At 61.0% G+C, this 19,126-nt stretch carries 21 protein-coding genes; 12 read left to right on the forward strand and 9 right to left on the reverse strand.

The window, feature by feature from the left end; all coding sequences use genetic code 11:
- The first annotated feature begins 132 nt into the window (after positions 1–132).
- Positions 133–1,200: a glycosyltransferase family 4 protein gene (locus tag NB311A_RS09515; RefSeq protein WP_009798318.1), complete on the forward strand. Its 1,068-nt coding sequence runs from the start codon at positions 133–135 to the stop codon at positions 1,198–1,200.
- Positions 1,201–1,386: 186 nt separating this feature from the next.
- On the opposite strand, the gene NB311A_RS09520 is transcribed toward NB311A_RS09515, so the two are convergent.
- From NB311A_RS09520 to acnA, 4 genes are all read right to left on the reverse strand, one after another.
- Positions 1,387–2,061: a hypothetical protein gene (locus NB311A_RS09520; protein WP_207382370.1), complete on the reverse strand. Its 675-nt coding sequence runs from the start codon at positions 2,059–2,061 to the stop codon at positions 1,387–1,389.
- 241 nt (positions 2,062–2,302) lie between these two features.
- On the reverse strand, positions 2,303–2,674 hold the full coding sequence (locus tag NB311A_RS09525; RefSeq protein WP_009798321.1) for a DUF2794 domain-containing protein: 372 nt from the start codon (positions 2,672–2,674) through the stop codon (positions 2,303–2,305).
- Positions 2,675–3,092: 418 nt separating this feature from the next.
- The gene (locus NB311A_RS09530; protein WP_040674800.1) at positions 3,093–3,848 is read right to left on the reverse strand and encodes a thioredoxin family protein; all 756 of its coding nucleotides are present in this window, start codon (positions 3,846–3,848) and stop codon (positions 3,093–3,095) included.
- A 287-nt stretch (positions 3,849–4,135) separates the two neighbouring features.
- On the reverse strand, positions 4,136–6,853 hold the full coding sequence (gene acnA, locus NB311A_RS09535) for an aconitate hydratase AcnA (RefSeq protein ID WP_009798323.1): 2,718 nt from the start codon (positions 6,851–6,853) through the stop codon (positions 4,136–4,138).
- Positions 6,854–7,080: 227 nt separating this feature from the next.
- Between acnA and ccmA the strand changes: the two genes are divergently transcribed.
- From ccmA to NB311A_RS09560, 5 genes are all read left to right on the forward strand, one after another.
- Positions 7,081–7,683 carry a heme ABC exporter ATP-binding protein CcmA gene (ccmA, locus tag NB311A_RS09540; protein WP_040674682.1) on the forward strand — a complete coding sequence of 201 codons (603 nt, stop codon included), beginning with the start codon at positions 7,081–7,083 and terminating at the stop codon, positions 7,681–7,683.
- Positions 7,684–7,876: 193 nt separating this feature from the next.
- On the forward strand, positions 7,877–8,545 hold the full coding sequence (gene ccmB, locus NB311A_RS09545; RefSeq protein WP_009798325.1) for a heme exporter protein CcmB: 669 nt from the start codon (positions 7,877–7,879) through the stop codon (positions 8,543–8,545).
- 104 nt (positions 8,546–8,649) lie between these two features.
- Positions 8,650–9,381 carry a heme ABC transporter permease gene (locus tag NB311A_RS09550; protein WP_009798326.1) on the forward strand — a complete coding sequence of 244 codons (732 nt, stop codon included), beginning with the start codon at positions 8,650–8,652 and terminating at the stop codon, positions 9,379–9,381.
- A 5-nt stretch (positions 9,382–9,386) separates the two neighbouring features.
- Positions 9,387–9,566 carry a heme exporter protein CcmD gene (ccmD, locus tag NB311A_RS09555; protein WP_040674803.1) on the forward strand — a complete coding sequence of 60 codons (180 nt, stop codon included), beginning with the start codon at positions 9,387–9,389 and terminating at the stop codon, positions 9,564–9,566.
- Positions 9,563–10,156 (forward strand): DsbE family thiol:disulfide interchange protein, encoded by a 594-nt coding sequence (locus tag NB311A_RS09560; RefSeq protein ID WP_040674685.1) that lies wholly within the window; start codon positions 9,563–9,565, stop codon positions 10,154–10,156. Before ccmD ends, NB311A_RS09560 begins: the two co-directional genes overlap by 4 nt.
- 45 nt (positions 10,157–10,201) lie before the next feature.
- Here the strand turns inward: NB311A_RS09560 and NB311A_RS09565 are convergent, their stop codons facing one another.
- Together NB311A_RS09565 and ftsY are read right to left on the reverse strand one after the other, a co-directional pair.
- Positions 10,202–10,804, reverse strand: coding sequence for a septation protein A (locus NB311A_RS09565; protein ID WP_009798329.1), 603 nt, complete (start codon positions 10,802–10,804; stop codon positions 10,202–10,204).
- 2 nt (positions 10,805–10,806) lie between these two features.
- Positions 10,807–11,754 carry a signal recognition particle-docking protein FtsY gene (gene ftsY, locus NB311A_RS09570; RefSeq protein WP_009798330.1) on the reverse strand — a complete coding sequence of 316 codons (948 nt, stop codon included), beginning with the start codon at positions 11,752–11,754 and terminating at the stop codon, positions 10,807–10,809.
- A 155-nt stretch (positions 11,755–11,909) separates the two neighbouring features.
- On the opposite strand from ftsY, the gene NB311A_RS09575 reads away from it, so the two are divergent.
- The 4 genes from NB311A_RS09575 (at position 11,910) to NB311A_RS09590 (ending at position 15,526) form a co-directional block, all read left to right on the forward strand.
- Positions 11,910–12,806 (forward strand): RluA family pseudouridine synthase, encoded by an 897-nt coding sequence (locus NB311A_RS09575; protein ID WP_009798331.1) that lies wholly within the window; start codon positions 11,910–11,912, stop codon positions 12,804–12,806.
- 297 nt (positions 12,807–13,103) lie between these two features.
- Entirely contained in the window at positions 13,104–14,543 is a 1,440-nt protein-coding gene (locus NB311A_RS09580; RefSeq protein ID WP_009798332.1) for a DEAD/DEAH box helicase, read from the forward strand.
- Between the two features lie 235 nt (positions 14,544–14,778).
- Positions 14,779–15,060: a translation initiation factor IF-1 gene (infA, locus tag NB311A_RS09585; protein ID WP_009798334.1), complete on the forward strand. Its 282-nt coding sequence runs from the start codon at positions 14,779–14,781 to the stop codon at positions 15,058–15,060.
- Positions 15,061–15,313: 253 nt separating this feature from the next.
- Positions 15,314–15,526 carry a cold-shock protein gene (locus NB311A_RS09590; RefSeq protein ID WP_002714433.1) on the forward strand — a complete coding sequence of 71 codons (213 nt, stop codon included), beginning with the start codon at positions 15,314–15,316 and terminating at the stop codon, positions 15,524–15,526.
- Positions 15,527–15,634: 108 nt separating this feature from the next.
- Here the strand turns inward: NB311A_RS09590 and NB311A_RS09595 are convergent, their stop codons facing one another.
- The 3 genes from NB311A_RS09595 to NB311A_RS09605 all read right to left on the reverse strand — a co-directional run bounded on the left by NB311A_RS09595 (position 15,635) and on the right by NB311A_RS09605 (position 17,639).
- Positions 15,635–16,204, reverse strand: coding sequence for a TadE/TadG family type IV pilus assembly protein (locus tag NB311A_RS09595; RefSeq protein WP_009798335.1), 570 nt, complete (start codon positions 16,202–16,204; stop codon positions 15,635–15,637).
- A gap of 195 nt (positions 16,205–16,399) precedes the next feature.
- A complete protein-coding gene (locus tag NB311A_RS09600; protein WP_040674805.1) occupies positions 16,400–16,963 on the reverse strand; it encodes a TadE/TadG family type IV pilus assembly protein in 564 nt (187 codons plus the stop codon).
- A gap of 184 nt (positions 16,964–17,147) precedes the next feature.
- On the reverse strand, positions 17,148–17,639 hold the full coding sequence (locus NB311A_RS09605; protein ID WP_009798337.1) for a pilus assembly protein N-terminal domain-containing protein: 492 nt from the start codon (positions 17,637–17,639) through the stop codon (positions 17,148–17,150).
- A gap of 395 nt (positions 17,640–18,034) precedes the next feature.
- On the opposite strand from NB311A_RS09605, the gene NB311A_RS09610 reads away from it, so the two are divergent.
- Both NB311A_RS09610 and NB311A_RS09615 read left to right on the forward strand, forming a co-directional pair.
- A complete protein-coding gene (locus tag NB311A_RS09610; RefSeq protein WP_009798338.1) occupies positions 18,035–18,205 on the forward strand; it encodes a Flp family type IVb pilin in 171 nt (56 codons plus the stop codon).
- Positions 18,206–18,546: 341 nt separating this feature from the next.
- Complete coding sequence (locus NB311A_RS09615; protein ID WP_009798340.1) at positions 18,547–19,071, forward strand: prepilin peptidase; 525 nt, start codon at positions 18,547–18,549, stop codon at positions 19,069–19,071.
- Positions 19,072–19,126: the final 55 nt, after the last annotated feature.

The following is a 19,126-nucleotide window of genomic DNA, read 5'->3' on the forward strand; positions in this document are numbered from 1 at the left end:
CATGGAAGAAGTTGCGCGGAAGAAAGGAACCTCTCAAATCCGAAAGCGTTCCTGAATCCCGAAAAAACCAACGCCTTCTCCCTGACCGGAAGTGACATGAAACAAATCAAACAAATCACAGGAGACTGCTAGATGCGCATCGCGCAGGTTGCCCCGTTGACGGAAGCCGTTCCTCCGAAATTGTATGGCGGCACCGAACGTGTGGTGCATTGGTTGACGGAGGAACTTGTCGCGTTGGGACACGACGTGACCCTTTTCGCCAGCGGCGACTCTCTTACCTCGGCCCGGCTCGATGCGCCCTGGCCGAGAGCCTTGCGGCTGGATGGCGCCGTGCGCGATCCAAACGCCCTGCATATGGTGATGCTTGAACGGGTGTGCCGGAAGTGCGAGGATGGAGCATTCGACTTTCTCCACTTTCATCTCGACTACTATCCCTTCTCGCTGTTTTCGAGACAACCGACACCCTTTCTCACCACGTTGCATGGCCGTCTCGACCTTCCGGAACTTCAACCGGTCTTCAACGAATTTTCCTCAATTCCCTTGATTTCAATCTCCAACGCACAACGCCGCCCGGCGCCCCAGGCCCGTTGGGCCCGTACCGTTTATCATGGACTTCCGGAAAATCTGCTGACCCCCCGCCCCGTCGAGCCGAGCTACCTCGCAGTTCTGGGCCGCATCGCTCCGGAGAAAGGCGTCGACCGAGCAATCAGGATCGCGCTTCGATGCGGCATCCCGCTCAAGATCGCCGCAAAGGTCGATCGCGCGGATCAGGATTATTACGATGAATGCATCCGACCATTGATGGATCATTCATTGGTAGAGTATATCGGCGAGATCAGCGATCACGAGAAGCCGGATTTTCTCAGCGGCGCCATCGGGCTGCTGGTACCAATCGCCTGGCCTGAACCTTTTGGCCTGGTTATGATCGAGGCAATGGCGTGCGGTACGCCCGTGATCGCCTACAATCGCGGCTCCGTCGCCGAAATCATTACGGACGGGCTAACTGGCTTTATCGTCGAGGACGAGATCAGCGCGGTCGCCGCTGTCCACGGCCTGGGAACGCTCGATCGCGCAGCCATCCGGGCAGAGTTCGAGGCGCGCTTTACGGCGCGGCGCATGGCGCTGGACTATCTGGATGTCTATCGCAACTTGATCGAGGCCACGGCGCCAAGGATAAAGCTCGTCAGCGGCGCTAATTAGACTTTCGTTTCGACGAACTCGGAAGCGGGCTGCTCGTCACGGACGGCAGCCCGCTCGAGCATGATCCCGAAAAAGTGGAAACCGGTTTCCTGCCACCCGTCTTCAAGCAGGCCGGTCTTAGCCGACCGACGCGGCGCAACTGATAGCATGGCGGTGCACGGCGATTACAGCCGTCGCCCCCCGATATTATTTAGCGGCCCGAACAGCTCCGGCAGGCGGATGAGCACGAACACTATGAGCATCAGTCGCGCTCCTCTTCGCGAAAGAGCCAAAGAGAGCCTTCTTGATGTCGTGAACGCCAGCTGACATCCGCGACCTGTTACAGACCGACAGAAGATCGCTCCCACAATGAGGTGCTGTCTCGGGGCGCGGGCGCGGAAGCACGGTGAGGTGCCTTGCACGCCTTTTCGGCGCTGGCGTCAGCCGGATATTGACGGGGTCCGCCTTGCCGCTAGCCTCGAGCGCGGCATTGGCCTGCTCGACTTGTTGCTGCTTCCGGAAGAACGCCGCCGCGATGATGCTGCGCCGCTGATCCTTCAGAAAAACAGCATACTGCTCGTCGATGCGTCTCTGCTCTTCCTTCGTCGGGTTCGGCCCCGCAATGTCGAAGTGGCGGTTCTGCATGAAGTCGTAATAAGTATAACCTCCGCCGGGCTTGCGCCGGCCGGCGAATCGAGCCTCGCATGCCGTCAGCAGTTTGCCCTTCTCCTCAGACGAGGCCGCACTCTTTTCAGCGCTGGCAGCGCATTCCTCGAAGTCAACCGGCGCGCGCGACCACCATCCTGCATCGGCATGAACGGAGACAAGCATCATGCCGGAGGCAATTGCAAAACCGGCCAGAAGTCTTCTCGCGCCAGCCACTGCCAACAACCCCGTCCACCGCTTCCAGATCCAACGATTCTCGGGAAGAATCGCTGCCTTGTCACCCCGGATCGGGATTTGTCCCCCCGCTTTTGATTTGCGGCGACCGGCGGGGAGACGACAGTTCGAAACTGCTTTTTCCGGGGAGACGTCGGTTCAAAACTGAGTTTTGAGCCGGCACAGGAAGGCACGCCCGTGACCGCGCGGAAATACCCGCCGGCCGTGCCCGACCGGCGTTGCATCAAACCAGCGCCAGCTTGCGGTCGATGACAAGCAAAACCCGGTCGAGTTCGTGACCACGCCGCAGAATGAGGCCGCTTGCCGAAATCACGCTATAAGCGCCTTGTTTGCGCGCCAGCCGCGGGTCTTTCTCGATACGATAAATCGGAACCTCGGAGGCACGGCGGAAGATCGAGAACACTGCGCGGTCTTTGAAGAAATCGATGGCATAATCGCGCCAATCGCCGTCGGCGACCATCCGGCCATAAAGATTGAGGATTCGATTGAGTTCGAAACGGTCGAACGTCACTCTGCCCGGAACGGGAACCACGGCAGGGCCGCGGTCCGTCGGGCGGCCCTCACCTGGATCAAAGTCGTCCGGCGGCGAACTCATCGACTCCTCCTATCAAGGTTGATGACATCATTGCCCCGGATGCAACTTGCCGCAAGAGGTCTTGGGTTCCTGTCTCAAGTGGCAGGAAGCAATGTGTTTCCTTCCTTGTGCAAGCGCCCGAACGCCAGATGATAGCCTCTTAACAAGAAGGTTTGCCGAAATCATAATGCAGCCCAAATTCCGTCAAGCAACCGCCCCGCTGAGCTGGGAGAAAGCATTCTCTGCGATGGCTCGATCCTTTTGGGACCGGATCCTCAGCCCCCAGCCCCCCGGGACTCATCAGGATCGGGCCTTTCGCAAGACTTGAGTTCCGACCTTTTTCGAGCTGGCCAAAGCCGGTCCTTTTGTCGGATCATTCCTTGAGCGGAGGCTGGCTTGCCGGGTTCGTCACACGGATCCGGCTCACGGAAAATTCGAATCAATGCAGCAAGGTGTAAGCTGCACCAAGCATCGGACCGGGCCTTTCGCGATTGCCGTCCTGAACATAGACCACCGCAGCATCAACGCCGTGGTGGGCGATATTCTCCATCGGCACGGCCCAGGTTCCCGCCTTGCCCGTCCAGTCACCGACCTTGAGCCAGCTCCGAACGACGTTATGGTAGGTTACTTCGCGGCCGCTATTCTCTCCGCGCCCGATCGCTATCGGGACTGACTTCTGGATCGCGCATATCCATATCTCGCCGTGATCGGAGAGATGATTGCCGTTGGCGGATGCAACCGACACATTGAGCTGTCTACCCGATACCGACATCGAAACCGGCACCGACATCACGTCCCGGTTTTTCCGCGTATCGCGGACCGCCCTTTCGATGGCCGCGCGATCGCTGCCGATCACATGGGAAGATCCATTGATGATCACCTGCGGCGTGTAGACGTCGCGGTCGCCCCGCATCTGGGAGTAAGCCTTCTGGCGCGCGGTGAAGCGATTGTCCGCCAGCGTATCCTTCCAGCCGAGATAATCCCAGTAATCGATCGGCATACTCAGTGCGACGATCGAAGGATCCCTGGAAAGATCGCCAAGAATTTCGTCCGCGGCCGGGCATGAGGAGCAACCCTGCGACGTGAACAATTCGACCACGGCGCGCGGCTCCGCCAAAGCGGGACGACTGATAGCAACGAGCGCGCAAACGCCAAACGCACCGGACAGTCGTGACAAACTACCGCGAGACATCATCAAGGCCACCGAAACCGCGGCACGACATGTGCCGGCGGCATGAGAAGCATACTTCCGAATGCGAGAAGCCGGCATTTGATAGGCTGCCCCCCGCCTGCCCGCCACTCAATTCGCGGTGAAGGCACCATGCATGAATGTACCGGTTTGAGATTGGTCGCCCCGGCGATCGCGGCTTCCGGATACGAAAGTCAAACGCAAATCTCCATGACAGCTTGCATTGCTATGGGTCCTCTCTGATTGCGACACTCGCCCGAACGCGATGCAAATGTCGGAATCGGATCATCAGGTCAAGCCGCGAGTTTACGCAGCACATAGTGCAGGATGCCCCCGTTGCGATAGTAGTCGAGCTCATCGAGCGTATCAATGCGGCAGAGCAGCACGACACGACGAAGCGAACCGTCGCGGGAAACGATATCCGCCGTCAGTTTCTGACGCGGTTTCAGATTGCCCTGCAAGCCGCGAATCGTCACCGTCTCTTCGCCCGTGAGCCCGAGGGATCGCCAGGACGCGCCATCCTCGAACGTCAGCGGTAGGACGCCCATGCCGACGAGATTGGAGCGGTGAATGCGCTCGAAGCTCTCGCAGATCACCGCACGCACGCCAAGCAGGAGCGTCCCCTTGGCTGCCCAGTCACGCGACGAGCCGTTGCCGTATTCGGCTCCGGCGAACACGACAAGCGGCACATTCTCCTGCCGGTACTTCATCGCGGCGTCGTAGATCGGCATCTGCTCGCCGTCCGGCCAGTGCCTGGTCAAGCCGCCCTCCGGGACGGCGCCATCGGCGCCCTTGAGCATGAAATTCCTGATGCGGATATTGGCGAAGGTGCCCCGCATCATCACCTCATGATTGCCGCGCCGGGTGCCGTACTGATTGAAATCCGCCGGACGCACCTGATGTTCGCTGAGATATTTTCCGGCAGGCGACGTCAGCTTGATCGCCCCGGCCGGCGAGATATGATCGGTGGTGATCTTGTCGCCGAACATGGCCAGAATGCGCGCGTCCACGATGTCCGCAATCGGCTCCGGCTCTTTCGTCATGCCCTCGAAGTAAGGCGGGTTCTGCACATAGGTCGAATTCATGTTCCAGCGGTAGGTCTCGCTCGCAACGGTCTGGATCTTGCGCCAGTTGTCATCGCCCTTGAACACGTTGGCGTACTTCTTTTTGAAGATTCTCGAGGTCACGTACTTCTTGATGAAGGCGTTGATCTCCTTCGAGGTCGGCCAGATGTCCTTCAGGTACACCGGCTTGCCGTCCTTGTCGGTGCCCAGCGGCTCGCGGCTTAGATTCCTGGTCACCGAGCCCGCCAATGCATAGGCGACGACCAGCGGCGGGGAGGCGAGGTAATTCGCCTGCACGTCCGGCGAAACCCGGCCCTCGAAATTACGGTTGCCGGACAGGACCGCGGCGGCGACGATACCGTTGTCGTTGACCGACTTTGAAATCTCCGGCGCCAGCGGCCCGGAGTTGCCGATGCATGTGGTGCAGCCGAATCCGACCAGATTGAATCCCACCTTGTCGAGATCGAGCTGGAGCCCGGACGCCGCGAGATATTCGGCAACCACCTGGCTGCCCGGAGCCAGCGACGTTTTCACCCAGGGCTTCGCGGTCAGCCCCTTCGCTGCCGCCTTGCGCGCCAGCAGCCCGGCGGCCATCAGCACGCTCGGATTGGATGTGTTGGTGCAAGAGGTGATTGCCGCGATCACCACGTCGCCATGTCCGAGATCAAAGTTGCGGCCCTCGACCGGGAAACGCGCCCCGGCGTCGGTCTTCCGGTATTCGTCCACAAGCGCACCGGCGAAGCCGTCCGCGACCGCCGACAGCGCCTGCCGGCCCTCCGGTCGTTTCGGTCCCGCCAGCGATGGCGTCACCGTTCCAAGATCGAGCGTCAGCTTTTCGGTGAAGACCGGATCGGGCGAAGCGGCGCTGCGGAACAGGCCCTGCGCCTTGGCGTATTTCATCACCAGCGCGACACGGGCCGCCGTGCGGCCGGAGGTCTTGAGATAGTCGATGGTCGCCGCATCGACCGGAAAGAAGCCGCAGGTCGCGCCGTATTCCGGCGCCATGTTGGCGATGGTCGCCTTGTCCGCGACCGAGAGATGATCGAGGCCAGGTCCGTAGAACTCGACAAACTTACCGACGACGCCCTGCTTGCGCAGCATCTGGGTGACGGTGAGCACGAGGTCGGTGGCGGTGACACCTTCCTTGAGCGCGCCCTTGAGCTTGAATCCGACCACATCGGGCAGAAGCATCGACAGCGGCTGGCCCAGCATGGCGGCTTCCGCCTCAATACCGCCGACACCCCATCCCAACACGGCAAGACCGTTGACCATCGTTGTGTGGGAATCGGTGCCGAGCAGCGTATCCGGATAAGCAACCTCGATGCTCGCGGTCTTTCTGCCGATCGTCAGCTTTTCCTTCCTCGTCCACACCGTCTGCGCCAGATATTCCAGATTGACCTGATGACAGATGCCGGTGCCGGGCGGCACCACCGAGAAATTCGAGAATGCCTTCTGGCCCCATTTCAGGAACTCGTAGCGCTCCCGGTTCTGCCTGTATTCCTCCACCACGTTCTTGGCGAACGCCTTGTTGTCACCGAAGAAGTTCACGATCACGCTGTGGTCGATGACGAGATCGACCGGCACCAGCGGATTGATCTTCTCGGGCTTGCCGCCCAGATTTTGCATCGCATTGCGCATCGCCGCGAGATCGACCACCGCGGGGACGCCGGTGAAATCCTGCATCAATACGCGAGCTGGACGGAAAGCGATTTCGTGCTCGAGTCTGCGCTTCTTCAACCATTTGGCGAATGCGGCGATATTCTCCTTGGTCACCGAGCGGCCATCCTCGTTGCGCAGCAGATTCTCCAAAAGAACCTTCATGGAATAGGGCAGCCGGGAGATGCCTTTGAGACCGTTTTTTTCCGCAGCCGGCAGACTGTAATAAGCATAGGTCTTGCCGCCGACTTTGAAGGTTTTCAGACATCTGTAGCTATCGAGCGAAGCCATGTGGAGAATCCCGATTCAAAAAGTCTGGGGTACCGGCCGGTGAACCGTTAAGGTATTAAGGCACCGTTAACACACCGAATCCCCGGGGTTTCGTTGCGGCGCATTTTATGCTGCATCAAGTTCCAGGTTTTATAGAGTCTTTCCAGATCATCCGCCACGTCCGCAGTGCCTGTGCCCCGCCTTTCAGCCCTACACGGAAACGCGGCCGTTCCGCGAACAGGACCATCATGAGACTTTCAGGGAACGGTTTGCGGTGCGTTAGGGGAGGCCGGGAGGTATTTTCCGGCCTTGATGTGACAGCGGAGTCGGGTCACGCGGTGGCGATCGTCGGCCCCAACGGCGCGGGGAAAACGTCCCTGCTGCGTCTGCTGGCCGGCCTGTTGGCGATGGCGGGCGGATCGATCGGACTTGAAGGCGGCGATCCCGAATTGACGCTGCCCGAGCAGGCACATTACCTGGGCCATCGCGACGCTTTGAAACCTGCACTCACCGTCAGCGAGAACCTGTCTTTCTGGCGGAACTTCCTCGGCGGCGGAAAGCCGGGCGAATCGGATGCGCTCGCAGCGGTCGGGCTTGATCGTGTCGCACATCTGCCGGCGGCCTATCTCTCGGCGGGGCAGCGGCGGCGGCTGTCGATCGCACGGCTTCTGGCGGTCAAGCGTCCGGTCTGGCTGCTGGACGAACCAACATCGGCCCTCGACATCACCGGCCAGGCCGCCTTCGCCGCCATCATGACCGGCCATCTCGCGGGCGGTGGCATCATCCTGGCGGCAACCCATACGCCGCTCGGCATTGCCGTGCAGGAACTGCGGATCGGAGGCGCGGCGTGAAGAGCTTGAGCAGGGTCGTTCAGCGGGGACTCCTGCCCTCTCCCCTTGTGGGAGAGGGTGCCGGAGCGAAGCGGAGGCGGGTGAGGGGTCAAGCATCGCGTTTCGGATCGACCCCTCACCCGGTTTCTCGCCACGCTCGAAACCACCCTCTCCCACAAGGGGAGAGGGAACGAAAGCAAGGGAGGCCTTGCCGATGACCGCCCTCGCCGCGCTGATCCGCCGGGATGTTCGCGTCGCGCTGCGCGTCGGCGGCGGCGCTCTGATCGGCGTGCTGTTTTTCCTCATCGTCGTGGTGCTGATGCCGTTCGCGGTCGGCCCCGACCTCGCGCTTCTGAAAAAACTCGGCCCCGCCATTCTCTGGCTCGGCGCGCTGCTCGCAAGCCTGCTGACGCTCGATCGGCTGTTCACCGCCGATCATGAGGACGGCTCGCTCGACCTGATCGTCATGGGCCGAACGCCGCTGGAACTGGCTTGCGCCGCGAAGGCGCTGGCGCACTGGCTGGCGGTAGGGCTGCCGCTGGTAGCCGCAACGCCGATCCTGGGACTTCTGCTCAACCTTGACGCCATCGCGACCGGCGCCGTAGCGCTGACGCTTCTTGCAGGAACGCCCGCGCTCACTTTCACCGGAATGATCGGCGCCGCGCTCGCGGTCGTCCTGCGTCGCGGCGGTCTGCTGCTCTCGGTGCTGGTCCTTCCATTGTCGATTCCGGTGCTGATCTTCGGGGTCGCCGCCTCCAACGCGGCGGTGTCCGGCCCCTCGCCGTTCGGCACGCCGTTCTCGATTCTGTGCGCGCTGTCGCTGGCGAGTCTTGTGATCGGCCCTTTTGCCGCCGCCGCCAGTCTCCGGCACGGGTTGGATTGAGGCCCAATTGAGGCCCAACATGCAGCCAATCAATTTTTGCTCAAGGACGAAACCGGACGCAAATCCGCATTGCCTGGCGTAGCTCCGGCGACTATCAGTGAGCCATGACCCTGATTGATCTTGCCAACCCGTCCCGGTTTCTTACCCTTGCCGGCCGGATTCTGCCGTGGCTCGTGGCCGTGACCGCGCTTGTGCTAGCGATCGGCCTGTACCAGTCCGCCATCGCGCCCGACGACTACCAGCAGGGCGCGACCGTGAAAATCATGTTCATCCACGTTCCGAATGCATGGCTGTCGATGTTCGTGTGGGGCGTGATGAGCGTCGCCGCGCTGGGCACGCTGGTGTGGCGGCATCCGCTGGCCGACGTCGCGGCCAAGACTGCCGCTCCGATCGGCGCAGCCTTCACATTTCTTGCCCTTTTGACCGGATCACTGTGGGGCCGACCGATGTGGGGCACCTATTGGGAGTGGGATGCGCGGCTGACCTCGGTGCTGATCCTGTTCCTGATGTATCTCGGCCTGATGGCGCTGTGGCGCGCGGTCGAGGACCCCTCACGCGCCGCGCGCGCCGCGGCGGTGCTGACGCTGGTCGGCTCTGTCAACATTCCGATCATCAAGTTCTCGGTCGATTGGTGGAATACGTTGCATCAGCCGGCTTCGGTGGTGCGCATGGGCGGCTCGACGCTCGACCGCGCCTTCCTCATTCCCCTCCTTGTGATGGCGATCGGATTCACCCTGCTGTTCCTGACGCTGCATATCGCGGCGATGCGGAATGAAATCCTGCGCCGGCGCGTACGCACCTTGCAGATGCTGCAAGCCAGCAAGTCGGCGGCGTGACGACCATGACGCTCGGTCCCTATGCCGCGTTCATCGTGACGTCCTATGTATCTGTCGCAGCCGTGGTTGCGGCGCTCATTCTCTGGGTGATCATGGATTACCGCCGTCAGAGGGCGCGCCTGCGCGGCCTTGAAGCTGCGGGCGCCATCCGGCGTTCGGGGCGCAGCGCGGCGGACGTGCAATGACCGACCCCGCAATTCCGTCAGGTACACCGAAACGACGCTGGCTGATGGCGCTGCCGCTCGTGATCTTCGCCGCGCTGGCGCTCCTGTTCTGGTTTCGCCTCGGCGACAGCGACATTTCGCGAATCCCCTCGGCGCTGATCGGCCGTGCCGCGCCCAAAACGACGCTACCGCCGCTACCCGGCCTTATGGCGGACGGCAAGCCGACGCCGGGGATCGACCCCGCGACCTTCATGGGCAAGGTCAGTCTGGTCAATGTCTGGGCGTCCTGGTGCGTCCCCTGTCATAGCGAGGCGCCACTGTTGACCGAGTTCGCCAAGGACCAGCGCGTGCAATTCGTTGGCATCAACTACAAGGACGCCCCCGACAACGCCCGCCGCTTTCTCGGGCGCTACGGCAATCCCTTCGACGTCGTCGGCGTCGACAGCAATGGCCGGGCCTCGATCGAATGGGGTGTCTACGGCGTGCCCGAGACTTTCGTGGTCGCACGCGATGGGACCATCGCCTACAAGCTGGTCGGGGAAATCACGTCACAAAACATCGAAGCGGTGCTGAAGCCGGAAATCGAAAAGGCCCTGAAAGCGGGTTCTTGATCCGGCACTGCTCGTCGTTTTGGTCAACTTATGGACAAGTGATGATCAGCCTTTGCTGATGTCCCCTTCGCTCGCATCGCTGGCCTCGAGCGTGGCGGGTTCGAGATGATAGCGTTTGGTCAGCGGCATCTGCATCATCGCGAAGATCATGGTGAGCGGGACCGCCCCGAAAACCTTGAAGTTGACCCAGAAATCCGTGCTCTGGGTGCGCCAGATGATCTCGTTCAGGACGGCCATCGCGAAAAAGAACAGCGCCCAGCGCAGCGTCAACAGCCGCCAGCCGCGCGGCGTCAGGTTGAACACCTGATCGAACATGATCGCGATGAAGGAGCGGCCGAACAGCAATCCGCCGCCGAGCACCGCCGCGAACAGGGCGTAGATGATTGTGGGCTTTACCTTGATGAAGGTCTCGTCATGCAGCACGAGGGTCAGCGTGCCGAACACGATGACGATGACTCCCGTCACCAGCGCCATCAGCGGGATATGCCGCGTCACCGCATAGGACACGACCATCGCCGCCATGATCGCCACCATGAACGCAGCCGTTGCAACGAACAGGCCAAACTTCGCATTGGCGGCGAAGAATACCAGCAGCGGACCCAGTTCGGTCGCGAGCTTGAAGAACGGGTGCGGTTGCTTCTTGTCCATCGTCAGCCTTCGATCCCCGCCACCGCCCGCGCGAAATCGCGTGCGGTGAATGGCGCGAGGTCGTCCACCCCCTCGCCCACCCCAATGAAATGCACGGGCAGTTTATGCTTCTCCGCGAGCGCCACCAGAATGCCGCCGCGCGCCGTACCGTCCAGCTTGGTCATCACGAGCCCGGTGACGCCGGCGGTGCGATGAAACGCCTCGACCTGCGACAGCGCATTCTGTCCGACGGTGGCGTCGAGCACGAGCAGCACGACATGCGGAGCCGCCGCATCGACCCTGCGGATGACGCGAACCATCTTTTCCAGTTCGTTCATCAATTCCGCCTTGTTCTGCAGGCGGCCCGCGGTGTCGATCAGCAGCACATCGCGCTTCTCGTTCCGCGCCGCAGTCAGCGCGTTGAACGCAAGACTGGCCGAATCCGACCCTTGCTCGCCCGCGATGACCGGCGATCCGGTGCGTTCGCCCCAAACCTTCAATTGCTCGATCGCCGCAGCCCGGAACGTATCGCCGGCCGCCATCATCACCTTGCGGCCCTCCGCGGACAGTTTCGCCGCAAGCTTGCCGATGGTCGTTGTCTTGCCGGACCCGTTGACACCGACCACCAGAATAACGAAGGGCGTGAATGTTCCGTCGATGACCAGCGGCCTCGCCACCGGCGCGAGGACTTTTTCCACTTCGGTGGCGACGACCGCCTTCACCTCGTCCGCGGAGATCGCCTTGTCGTAGCGGCCCTCGCCGACCGCCTCCGCGATGCGTTCGGCGACCGCGGCTCCAAGATCGGCGCGCAGCAGGACGTCCTCGATATCATCGAGCATGGCGCGGTCGAGCTTGCGCTTGGTAACGAGATCGGCCACCGCGGTCCCAAGCGACGTCGAAGTCCGCTTGAGGCCGCCGGACAGTCTACGCCACCAGCTTTGTTTCGGTTTATCCTCGGTGCTGTCGTTCATTGGGGAGGTGTGTTAGCCGTTTCGGCCTGCGAGCGAAAGGGTTGACTGCACGATCCTCCCATAGGACTGGTGCGCAGAGATGAGCGACTTTCGGATTCGGACAATGTGATGCCCCTACAAAATGTGATGCGGCGATAACCAGAAATAAAGTGACCATGAACACGGCCCAGCCAACGCCGGAGGAAATCCAGGCCCGCGTGCTCCACCGCGACGGGTTGATGCTGGTGATCGACAAGCCGGCGGGCATCGCCGTCCATCGCGGCCCCAAGGGCGGCGCCAATCTCGAAGCCTCGTTCGACGCGCTGCGGTTCGGCCTGCCGCGGCCGCCGGTGCTGGCCCATCGGCTGGACCGCGACACCTCGGGTTGTCTGGTGCTCGGACGCCACCGCAAGGCGACGGCCTCGCTCGGTCTGCTGTTCAAGCACGGCAAGATTTCAAAGACCTACTGGGCCGTGGTCGAAGGCGGTCCGACAGATGACGAGGGCACCATCGACATTCCGCTCGGGCGGATGAACGAAGAACGCGGCTGGTGGCAGAAGCCGGATCCGAACGGGTTGCCGTCGATCACGACATGGAAAGTGCTGGGGCGCGGCGTCCTCACTGCGGCCGGCGATCACTTCTCCCCTTCCCGTTGCGGGGAAGGGCCGGGAGTGGGGGCCAATGGTTTCGACATCCCAACAAATCACCCCCCTCCCCAACCCTCCCCCACAAGGGAGGAGGGAGCAGAAATACCGCCGAGCGATATTGACCGAACAACATTATTGACCTGGCTCGCACTGGAGCCGATGACCGGCCGTACCCATCAACTGCGCGTCCATTGCGCGGCGATGGGCTGGCCGATCGTCGGCGACAGCATCTACGGAACGCAGGCAAGTTTACGCCGCCTGCGAAACGAACAATACATCCCGCGTCTCGACGATCCGGGCCTGCATCTGCATGCGCGTGAAATCGCGGTTCCGCTGTCGAGGAACAAGCCGCCCGTCGTGGTCGCCGCGCCCGCGCCCGCGCATTTGCACGCGATGCTCAAAGCATGCGGTTGGGATGGGAAGTGACCCAAGAGATGGGGACGACCGGCTCCCGACAGGAGCGCAGCGCCCGGCAGGATGGCTCCACGGGATCGGTTCGCGGGCGAAACCACGACAATTCACCTTGAATCCGCCGCGTTCCTGCTTCATATGATAGCCGACCTTGCGAAGCTATCAGGTCACTGCGAGCCGCGTGTTCTGAGCCCGTTCGACGGTTTCTGGCTTGCCACTTCAGCTAAAGTCAATAGACGCCCCAAACACGCGGGTGTCCACAGACACCACTGGCACGTTCCGGCTGATGTGGCCGGGGCGCCCAGTCGCATAATGGAAAGAAACAACCTTTTGTCCTCCTTTCAGGATTTCGGCCTCGCCGATCCGATTTCACGTGCGCTCGCGGAAGAAAATTATCTGACGCCCACGCCCATCCAGGCTCAAACCATTCCTATTGCCCTCACCGGACGCGACATTGTCGGGATTGCGCAGACCGGCACCGGCAAGACCGCGTCGTTCGCGCTCCCCATCCTGCATCGGCTGCTGCAGAATCGCATCAAGCCGCAGCCCAAGAGCTGCCGGGTGCTGGTGCTCAGCCCGACGCGCGAGCTTTCAGGCCAGATCCTCGACAACTTCAACGCCTACGGCCGCCATCTGCGCCTGACCTCGGCTCTCGCGATCGGCGGCGTCCCGATGGGACGTCAGGTCCGCTCCGTCATGCACGGCGTCGACGTCATGGTCGCCACGCCGGGACGCTTGCTCGATCTCGTTCAAAGCAACGGACTGAAGCTCGGCCAAGTCGAATTCCTCGTGCTGGACGAAGCCGATCGCATGCTCGACATGGGCTTCATCCATGACATTCGCAAAGTCATTGCGAAGCTGCCGGTGAAGCGGCAGACGCTGCTTTTCTCGGCCACCATGCCGAAGGACATCGCGGAACTCGCCAACCAGATGCTGCGCGATCCGGCTCGCGTCGCGGTCACGCCGGTCGCCTCGACCGTGGACCGCATCGCCCAACGCATCATCCAGGTCGATCATGCCAGCAAGCCCGCACACCTGGCCCAGCTTTTGAAGCAGGAGCCGGTCAACCGGGCGTTGATCTTCACGCGGACCAAGCATGGCGCCGACAAGGTCGTGAAGAGCCTTGCCAAGTCCGGCATCCGATCCAACGCGATCCACGGCAACAAATCGCAGAACCACCGCGAGCGGGTGCTGGCGGCGTTCCGCACTGGCGAGATCCGGACACTGGTTGCGACCGACATCGCGGCACGGGGCATCGACGTCGACGGGATCAGCCACGTCGTCAATTTCGATCTCCCGAATGTCCCGGAAACCTACGTCCACCGTATCGGCCGCACCGCGCGCGCAGGCACCGAGGGCGCGGCGATCTCGCTGGTCGCCGGAGCGGAAGAGATGGCCTATCTCCGTGATATCGAGAAGCTGATCCGCGTGGTCATTCCAAGGGAAGACCGCCGGACGTCGGGGCAGCGCGAGGCTGCGCCGGCTCCCCAGCAACATCGCGGCGGAAACAACGCCCCCCACGGTCATGCGGCCAGGGCGGGCGACGTCTCCTCGGGGAAAGGTTCGCGCCGTCGCCGCGGCAAGGGAACGCCGCAAACGAACCGCCGACCGGAATCCAGCCGGCAGGAGACGCCCCGTTCAGCCCAGGGGAGCAAGCCCGGTGGAATGCAGGGGGTTGCCTTCCTGCACCGCAAAAGCCGGCCCGAGCGCCTGAAATCCAATCAGCCGCCTCAGCGCCAGGGTGAAATATGACGTTTGCCATCCACTTGCGGCACGTCGAAAGGCGAAAGTCGATCCAGAATCGTTGCAGGGACTCCTGCCGGACGGATGCAAATGCTAGGATGGGACAGCCAGAGCAAGCAAGGAAGCAGCGTTTCCGCGCACCTCCAGCTCAAAAACATTGGAATCGATCGCATTCATGATTTTGGATCGCTCCGATCCATCATCATCGTGATCTCATGAACCGCCACTCGATCCGGAGAACCTTATGGCGAAAGAAGAACTGATCCAGTTCGAAGGACTGGTCACCGAAATCCTGCCCGACGCCCGGTATCGGGTGCAACTCGATGCCGGGCACGAAATCGTTGCCTATACGGCCGGCAAGATGAAAAAGAATCGGATCAAGACGTTGGCCGGCGACCGCGTCACCATTGAGATGTCTCCTTACGATCTGGAAAAGGGCCGCCTGATCTTCCGGCACAAGGACGAGCGCCCCGGTGGTCCGCCGCGTGGCGCCCCGCCGCGCGGGGGTCAGTTTCGCCGCCGATAGCTCCTTTCAGCTTGGAGAGGACCGCTCGCCGATAGGGACCCCAAGCCCGGCGAACTTCACCTTAAAAAATCCTGCACGTTAGGATTGTTTCGGGGCTTACCTTCGAATAATATAGGGTTAGCGATTTTCGGCCGGACGACATTAGCTACCACCGGTACAGCCGGTTTAGACGCTGACGACCCTTCCAAAAATCCAATCTCACCAGCCCGCCAAACGCGGGCTTCGACATACGTACTTGATAAAGGGACTACCCGTGAGCATGGGAACCGTGAAGTGGTTTAACGCAACCAAGGGCTACGGCTTCATTCAACCTGACGATGGCGGCAACGACGTGTTCGTTCACATCAGCGCGGTTGAGCGGGCCGGGCTCGGAACGCTGCGTGAAGGACAGAAGATCAGCTACGAAATCGTCGCTGATCGCCGTTCTGGAAAATCTTCAGCCGACAATCTTCGCGCGGCTGGCTAAGCAGCGCGCGTCTACGTCCTGTTGATAAAGATCACATCGAAAGAAAGGCCGCGTCCTCAGCGCGGCCTTTCTTGTTTTATGACGATATCTTGAAGTGTTCACGCAACCTCAATTGGTCGGGCAGGGAGGGAAATTGCCAGACGGAGGCGTAGGATAGGTGACGCAGCTGAACTTGCGCGGGCGGGTATAAGTAGCGTCGCTCAGCGTGATGCCCGCCTTCGACATCACATAGCCGAGGATCGGCTTATAAAGATAGCTGACCTCGCTGAAGATGAGGTACTGATTGGGGAGCACTTTGCCAGACGAATCCCGCGCGATGAGTCCTGAAGGAATGCCGACTGTCGACCCCGTGCCTCGCGGCGCTTTGCCCTTGCTCCATTGCACCCGCGCCACCGAAGTCGCAGGATCGATATACAGCTCCGAAATCGTGGCCTGCACGGGTCCCGAGGGATAGGGCCACATGATGCCGTAGCTGGCAGCCAAAAAATTCGTCACGTCGGCATCGTTAACCCCCCTGGACTGCGAGGTGAGATCGGACAGTGTCCGCGCGACCAGCGTGACCTTGCGATTGACGGCCACGCCTGACGACACCTCGATGGTCCCGAACAGCATCACCAGCATCAGCGGCACGATGATCGCAAACTCGGTCGCTGCCGTGCCGCGCGAATCCCGCCGCAATGCTGCCGCCTTACCCCTGAGGCAAGACCAGATGCTGGAGCCATTTCCGTTCCGATCAAATCGGAACGAGACTCGAGACTTTTGTTCTGACGCGCCCTCTTCACGCGAACCGGCATCCACTCCGCTCGAAAACGCCTTAGACATCGGCTTCACATTCTCAATTTGCATACGCGGCCGTTTCCTGCGTACCCATCATCAGGATGATGGCGTCGGAGCTGGATAGGGCTCGTTCTTGAAGGCGGCCGTCGCTGACAGCAGCCGCTCGCCGCTGCTCAGGTTGGCGATGTTGTAGCCAAGCCCCGTGACGTATAGCGGCCACTTATAGAACAGCCGCACGACGACGATGTCTCCCGGGCCGCCGGGGTTGTATTTCGTGTTGGTGAAATCTTCGCCCGAGATCGGATTGGAGATCTCCACGCTCCCGAAACCGGACGGATAACTCTGGACATCGACATAGATCTTGTTTTCACAATCGAACAGAATACCGGCGTACTTGCAGACGATGTTGGTCTTGAAACTCTGCTTTGTGAGATCGGCGATCTGCGCCTGACCGGTCATGATCGTGCGCGCGGAGTCCTGCAAGGCGGTCTCAAGGCTCTGGCTCGCAAAAAACACCAGTCCTGTCTCGATGATCGCGAACAGCAGCGCGAAGAACATCGGCGCGACGAGCGCAAATTCAACCGCCGCGGACCCACCCTTATGGCCCTGAAAACGAGCGGCCATCCTTGCTGTGGCCTTGAAGCGGGGAAACGGCGACATCGTGAAATCCTTGCGCACGGCGGGATTTATCTACCGTCAAGGACTACCCGAAACTGATTGTGGAAGTGTTTCGTCCGATAGGAGCAGAATGCCCCTCGCCGTATACCGGATATTAACTAATTCTGGATCGGTTTGGCAGGTGCTGCGCCGGCAGAGAGCCGGGAATCCCGCTGCCAATCGGCTTTTATTTTGTAGAGGCGTTGCCGGCCTGCGAACTCAGGTTGTTGGCCTGGTCCATTGTCGCCTTGAAGTAAGCGGTGCTGTCACCGAGGGTGACCCGCTTCTGACAAATCGGCATGCAGCTATAAGACTCACGCTCCAGGCCGCGATAGACCGTCACCACCTGATCGCTTGGCCCCTCGACCTGAATGACGCGATCCACCAAAATGCTGCCGGCACGGTCCATCGCAATCACATTGGTTGCGCCATAGCCCTTGCCAGTCACGACAACAAGGCCGCCGGGCTGCAGGGTAACGTCGGCAATCAGCGGATTACCGACCACGATCGTCGCGATATGTCCGGGCAGCCTGACCAGCTTTGCCTGGTCGACATTGACCGAAATCGGCTCACTCGTCACCTCGGCGGGAGCCGCCACCGGACCCAGCAACATCACCGCTGCGAGCGACATGCCGATGACCGAAGCACGCGAAGGGCCGTGCAGGGACTTGAACCACATACTCTACTCCGGAACGCATAGGGGCTGAAAAGGCGATGCCGACAGGGCCAGCCCACGACATGAAATCTGACGTTAATTGATGAATGAACTGCAAACGCACGCAGGGACAAGCGCTGCCGGCGTCTTGATCCCGGACGGGTGAGCGATTTGCAAAAGCCGCCGCCGCTGACATAAGGCGCGCTCGAACGCGGCTGTCGAGTCAAACGCATTTTTATAAATCTCCTTTAAATATAAATTCACCGTGAGACATACTCGGCTCGTTACGGCCGTATTTCTGCAATCGAATTAACTGCGCTGCAATTCTCCCCTCCTACGTTGATGGCATGGTCACGGTGCTGAGAACGCCGTTGGGACCAAGTGTAGTTCGACAGCCACGTGAACACATGGAGCCAGTTATGAAGAACCTTTTTTCGCGCTTTTTGAAGGATGAGTCCGGCGCGACCGCGATCGAATATGGCCTGATCGCCGCCGGCATTGCCGTCGCGATCATCACCGCGGTCAACACGCTCGGAACCTCGCTGAACACCACGTTCCAGAACGTCCAAGACGATCTTCACAAGAAGTAAGCGAAAGTCTTTCGTTTCGCGATCGAAAAGGTCCCGGTCTGCCGGGGCCTTTTCTGTTTCCGTGTCTGCTTCCCTTCCATTCGCGCACGAAAGCTGACAGGGCCGCCATGATCATGTCCAAACCCTCCGTGCCCAAGAAACATTGTCCGCCCCATGATGAACCGACGCAACGGGCGATCCAGACTGTCTGCATGGCGCTGACCGTCGCCGTCATTGCGATCGTGGCCAGGATTATCGCTGTCTGGCCATGACCTTTCCCGTTTCCAGAATGTTCACATCGACAGGATACGATCGGATCCCATGACGGATCACGCCGTAAAGGAATCGGGACCGGCTATTCCATGACCCTCGATATCGCACGATTGCTGTTGTTCCCCGCCTTGATGGCATTCGCGGCCGCGAGCGATCTGCTGACCATGACAATCTCGAACCGGGTCTCGCTGCTCTTGATAGCCGGCTTCCTCCTGCTGGCTCCCCTGAGCGGCATGGGGCTTCACGAGATGCTGTCCCATGCGGGAGCCGGGCTTGCGGTTCTCGTCGTGGCCTTCTCGTGCTTTGCGATGGGCTGGATCGGCGGCGGCGACGCCAAAGTGGCGGCGGCGTCCGCGCTCTGGTTCGGCTTCGGACATACGCTGGAGTACCTGGTCTATGCCTCGCTGTTCGGCGGAGCGCTGACGCTATTGCTGCTCCAGTTCCGGCAATGGCCCTTGCCGGCGTCGCTTTACAGTCAGGACTGGCTTCTCCGGCTGCACGGCAGGAATGCGGGAATTCCCTATGGAATCGCGCTCGCATTCGCCGCTTTGCTGATCTATCCGGAGACCGACTGGGTAAGTGCGGTCGATCTGACGCGCTTTGGCTTTCGGTGACAGCAAGATCTCGTTAACGCGATTTAGATACGCCTCATTAACCATGCTTTGACGA

It is taken from the genome of Nitrobacter sp. Nb-311A, assembly GCF_000152905.1.
In the GTDB taxonomy this organism is placed as follows: Bacteria; Pseudomonadota; Alphaproteobacteria; order Rhizobiales; family Xanthobacteraceae; genus Nitrobacter.

Excerpts from the sequence above, each read along its gene's own strand:
- NB311A_RS09515 (WP_009798318.1), top strand. The coding sequence starts at position 133 with ATGCGCATCGCGCAGGTTGCCCCGTTGACGGAAGCCGTTCCTCCGAAA.
- NB311A_RS09525 (WP_009798321.1), bottom strand. The coding sequence starts at position 2,674 with ATGAGTTCGCCGCCGGACGACTTTGATCCAGGTGAGGGCCGCCCGACG.
- NB311A_RS09530 (WP_040674800.1), bottom strand. The coding sequence starts at position 3,848 with ATGATGTCTCGCGGTAGTTTGTCACGACTGTCCGGTGCGTTTGGCGTT.
- acnA (WP_009798323.1), bottom strand. The coding sequence starts at position 6,853 with ATGGCTTCGCTCGATAGCTACAGATGTCTGAAAACCTTCAAAGTCGGC.
- ccmA (WP_040674682.1), top strand. The coding sequence starts at position 7,081 with ATGAGACTTTCAGGGAACGGTTTGCGGTGCGTTAGGGGAGGCCGGGAG.
- ccmB (WP_009798325.1), top strand. The coding sequence starts at position 7,877 with ATGACCGCCCTCGCCGCGCTGATCCGCCGGGATGTTCGCGTCGCGCTG.
- NB311A_RS09550 (WP_009798326.1), top strand. The coding sequence starts at position 8,650 with ATGACCCTGATTGATCTTGCCAACCCGTCCCGGTTTCTTACCCTTGCC.
- ccmD (WP_040674803.1), top strand. The coding sequence starts at position 9,387 with ATGACGCTCGGTCCCTATGCCGCGTTCATCGTGACGTCCTATGTATCT.
- NB311A_RS09560 (WP_040674685.1), top strand. The coding sequence starts at position 9,563 with ATGACCGACCCCGCAATTCCGTCAGGTACACCGAAACGACGCTGGCTG.
- NB311A_RS09565 (WP_009798329.1), bottom strand. The coding sequence starts at position 10,804 with ATGGACAAGAAGCAACCGCACCCGTTCTTCAAGCTCGCGACCGAACTG.
- ftsY (WP_009798330.1), bottom strand. The coding sequence starts at position 11,754 with ATGAACGACAGCACCGAGGATAAACCGAAACAAAGCTGGTGGCGTAGA.
- NB311A_RS09575 (WP_009798331.1), top strand. The coding sequence starts at position 11,910 with ATGAACACGGCCCAGCCAACGCCGGAGGAAATCCAGGCCCGCGTGCTC.
- NB311A_RS09580 (WP_009798332.1), top strand. The coding sequence starts at position 13,104 with ATGGAAAGAAACAACCTTTTGTCCTCCTTTCAGGATTTCGGCCTCGCC.
- infA (WP_009798334.1), top strand. The coding sequence starts at position 14,779 with ATGGCGAAAGAAGAACTGATCCAGTTCGAAGGACTGGTCACCGAAATC.
- NB311A_RS09600 (WP_040674805.1), bottom strand. The coding sequence starts at position 16,963 with ATGTCGCCGTTTCCCCGCTTCAAGGCCACAGCAAGGATGGCCGCTCGT.
- NB311A_RS09605 (WP_009798337.1), bottom strand. The coding sequence starts at position 17,639 with ATGTGGTTCAAGTCCCTGCACGGCCCTTCGCGTGCTTCGGTCATCGGC.
- NB311A_RS09610 (WP_009798338.1), top strand. The coding sequence starts at position 18,035 with ATGAAGAACCTTTTTTCGCGCTTTTTGAAGGATGAGTCCGGCGCGACC.
- NB311A_RS09615 (WP_009798340.1), top strand. The coding sequence starts at position 18,547 with ATGACCCTCGATATCGCACGATTGCTGTTGTTCCCCGCCTTGATGGCA.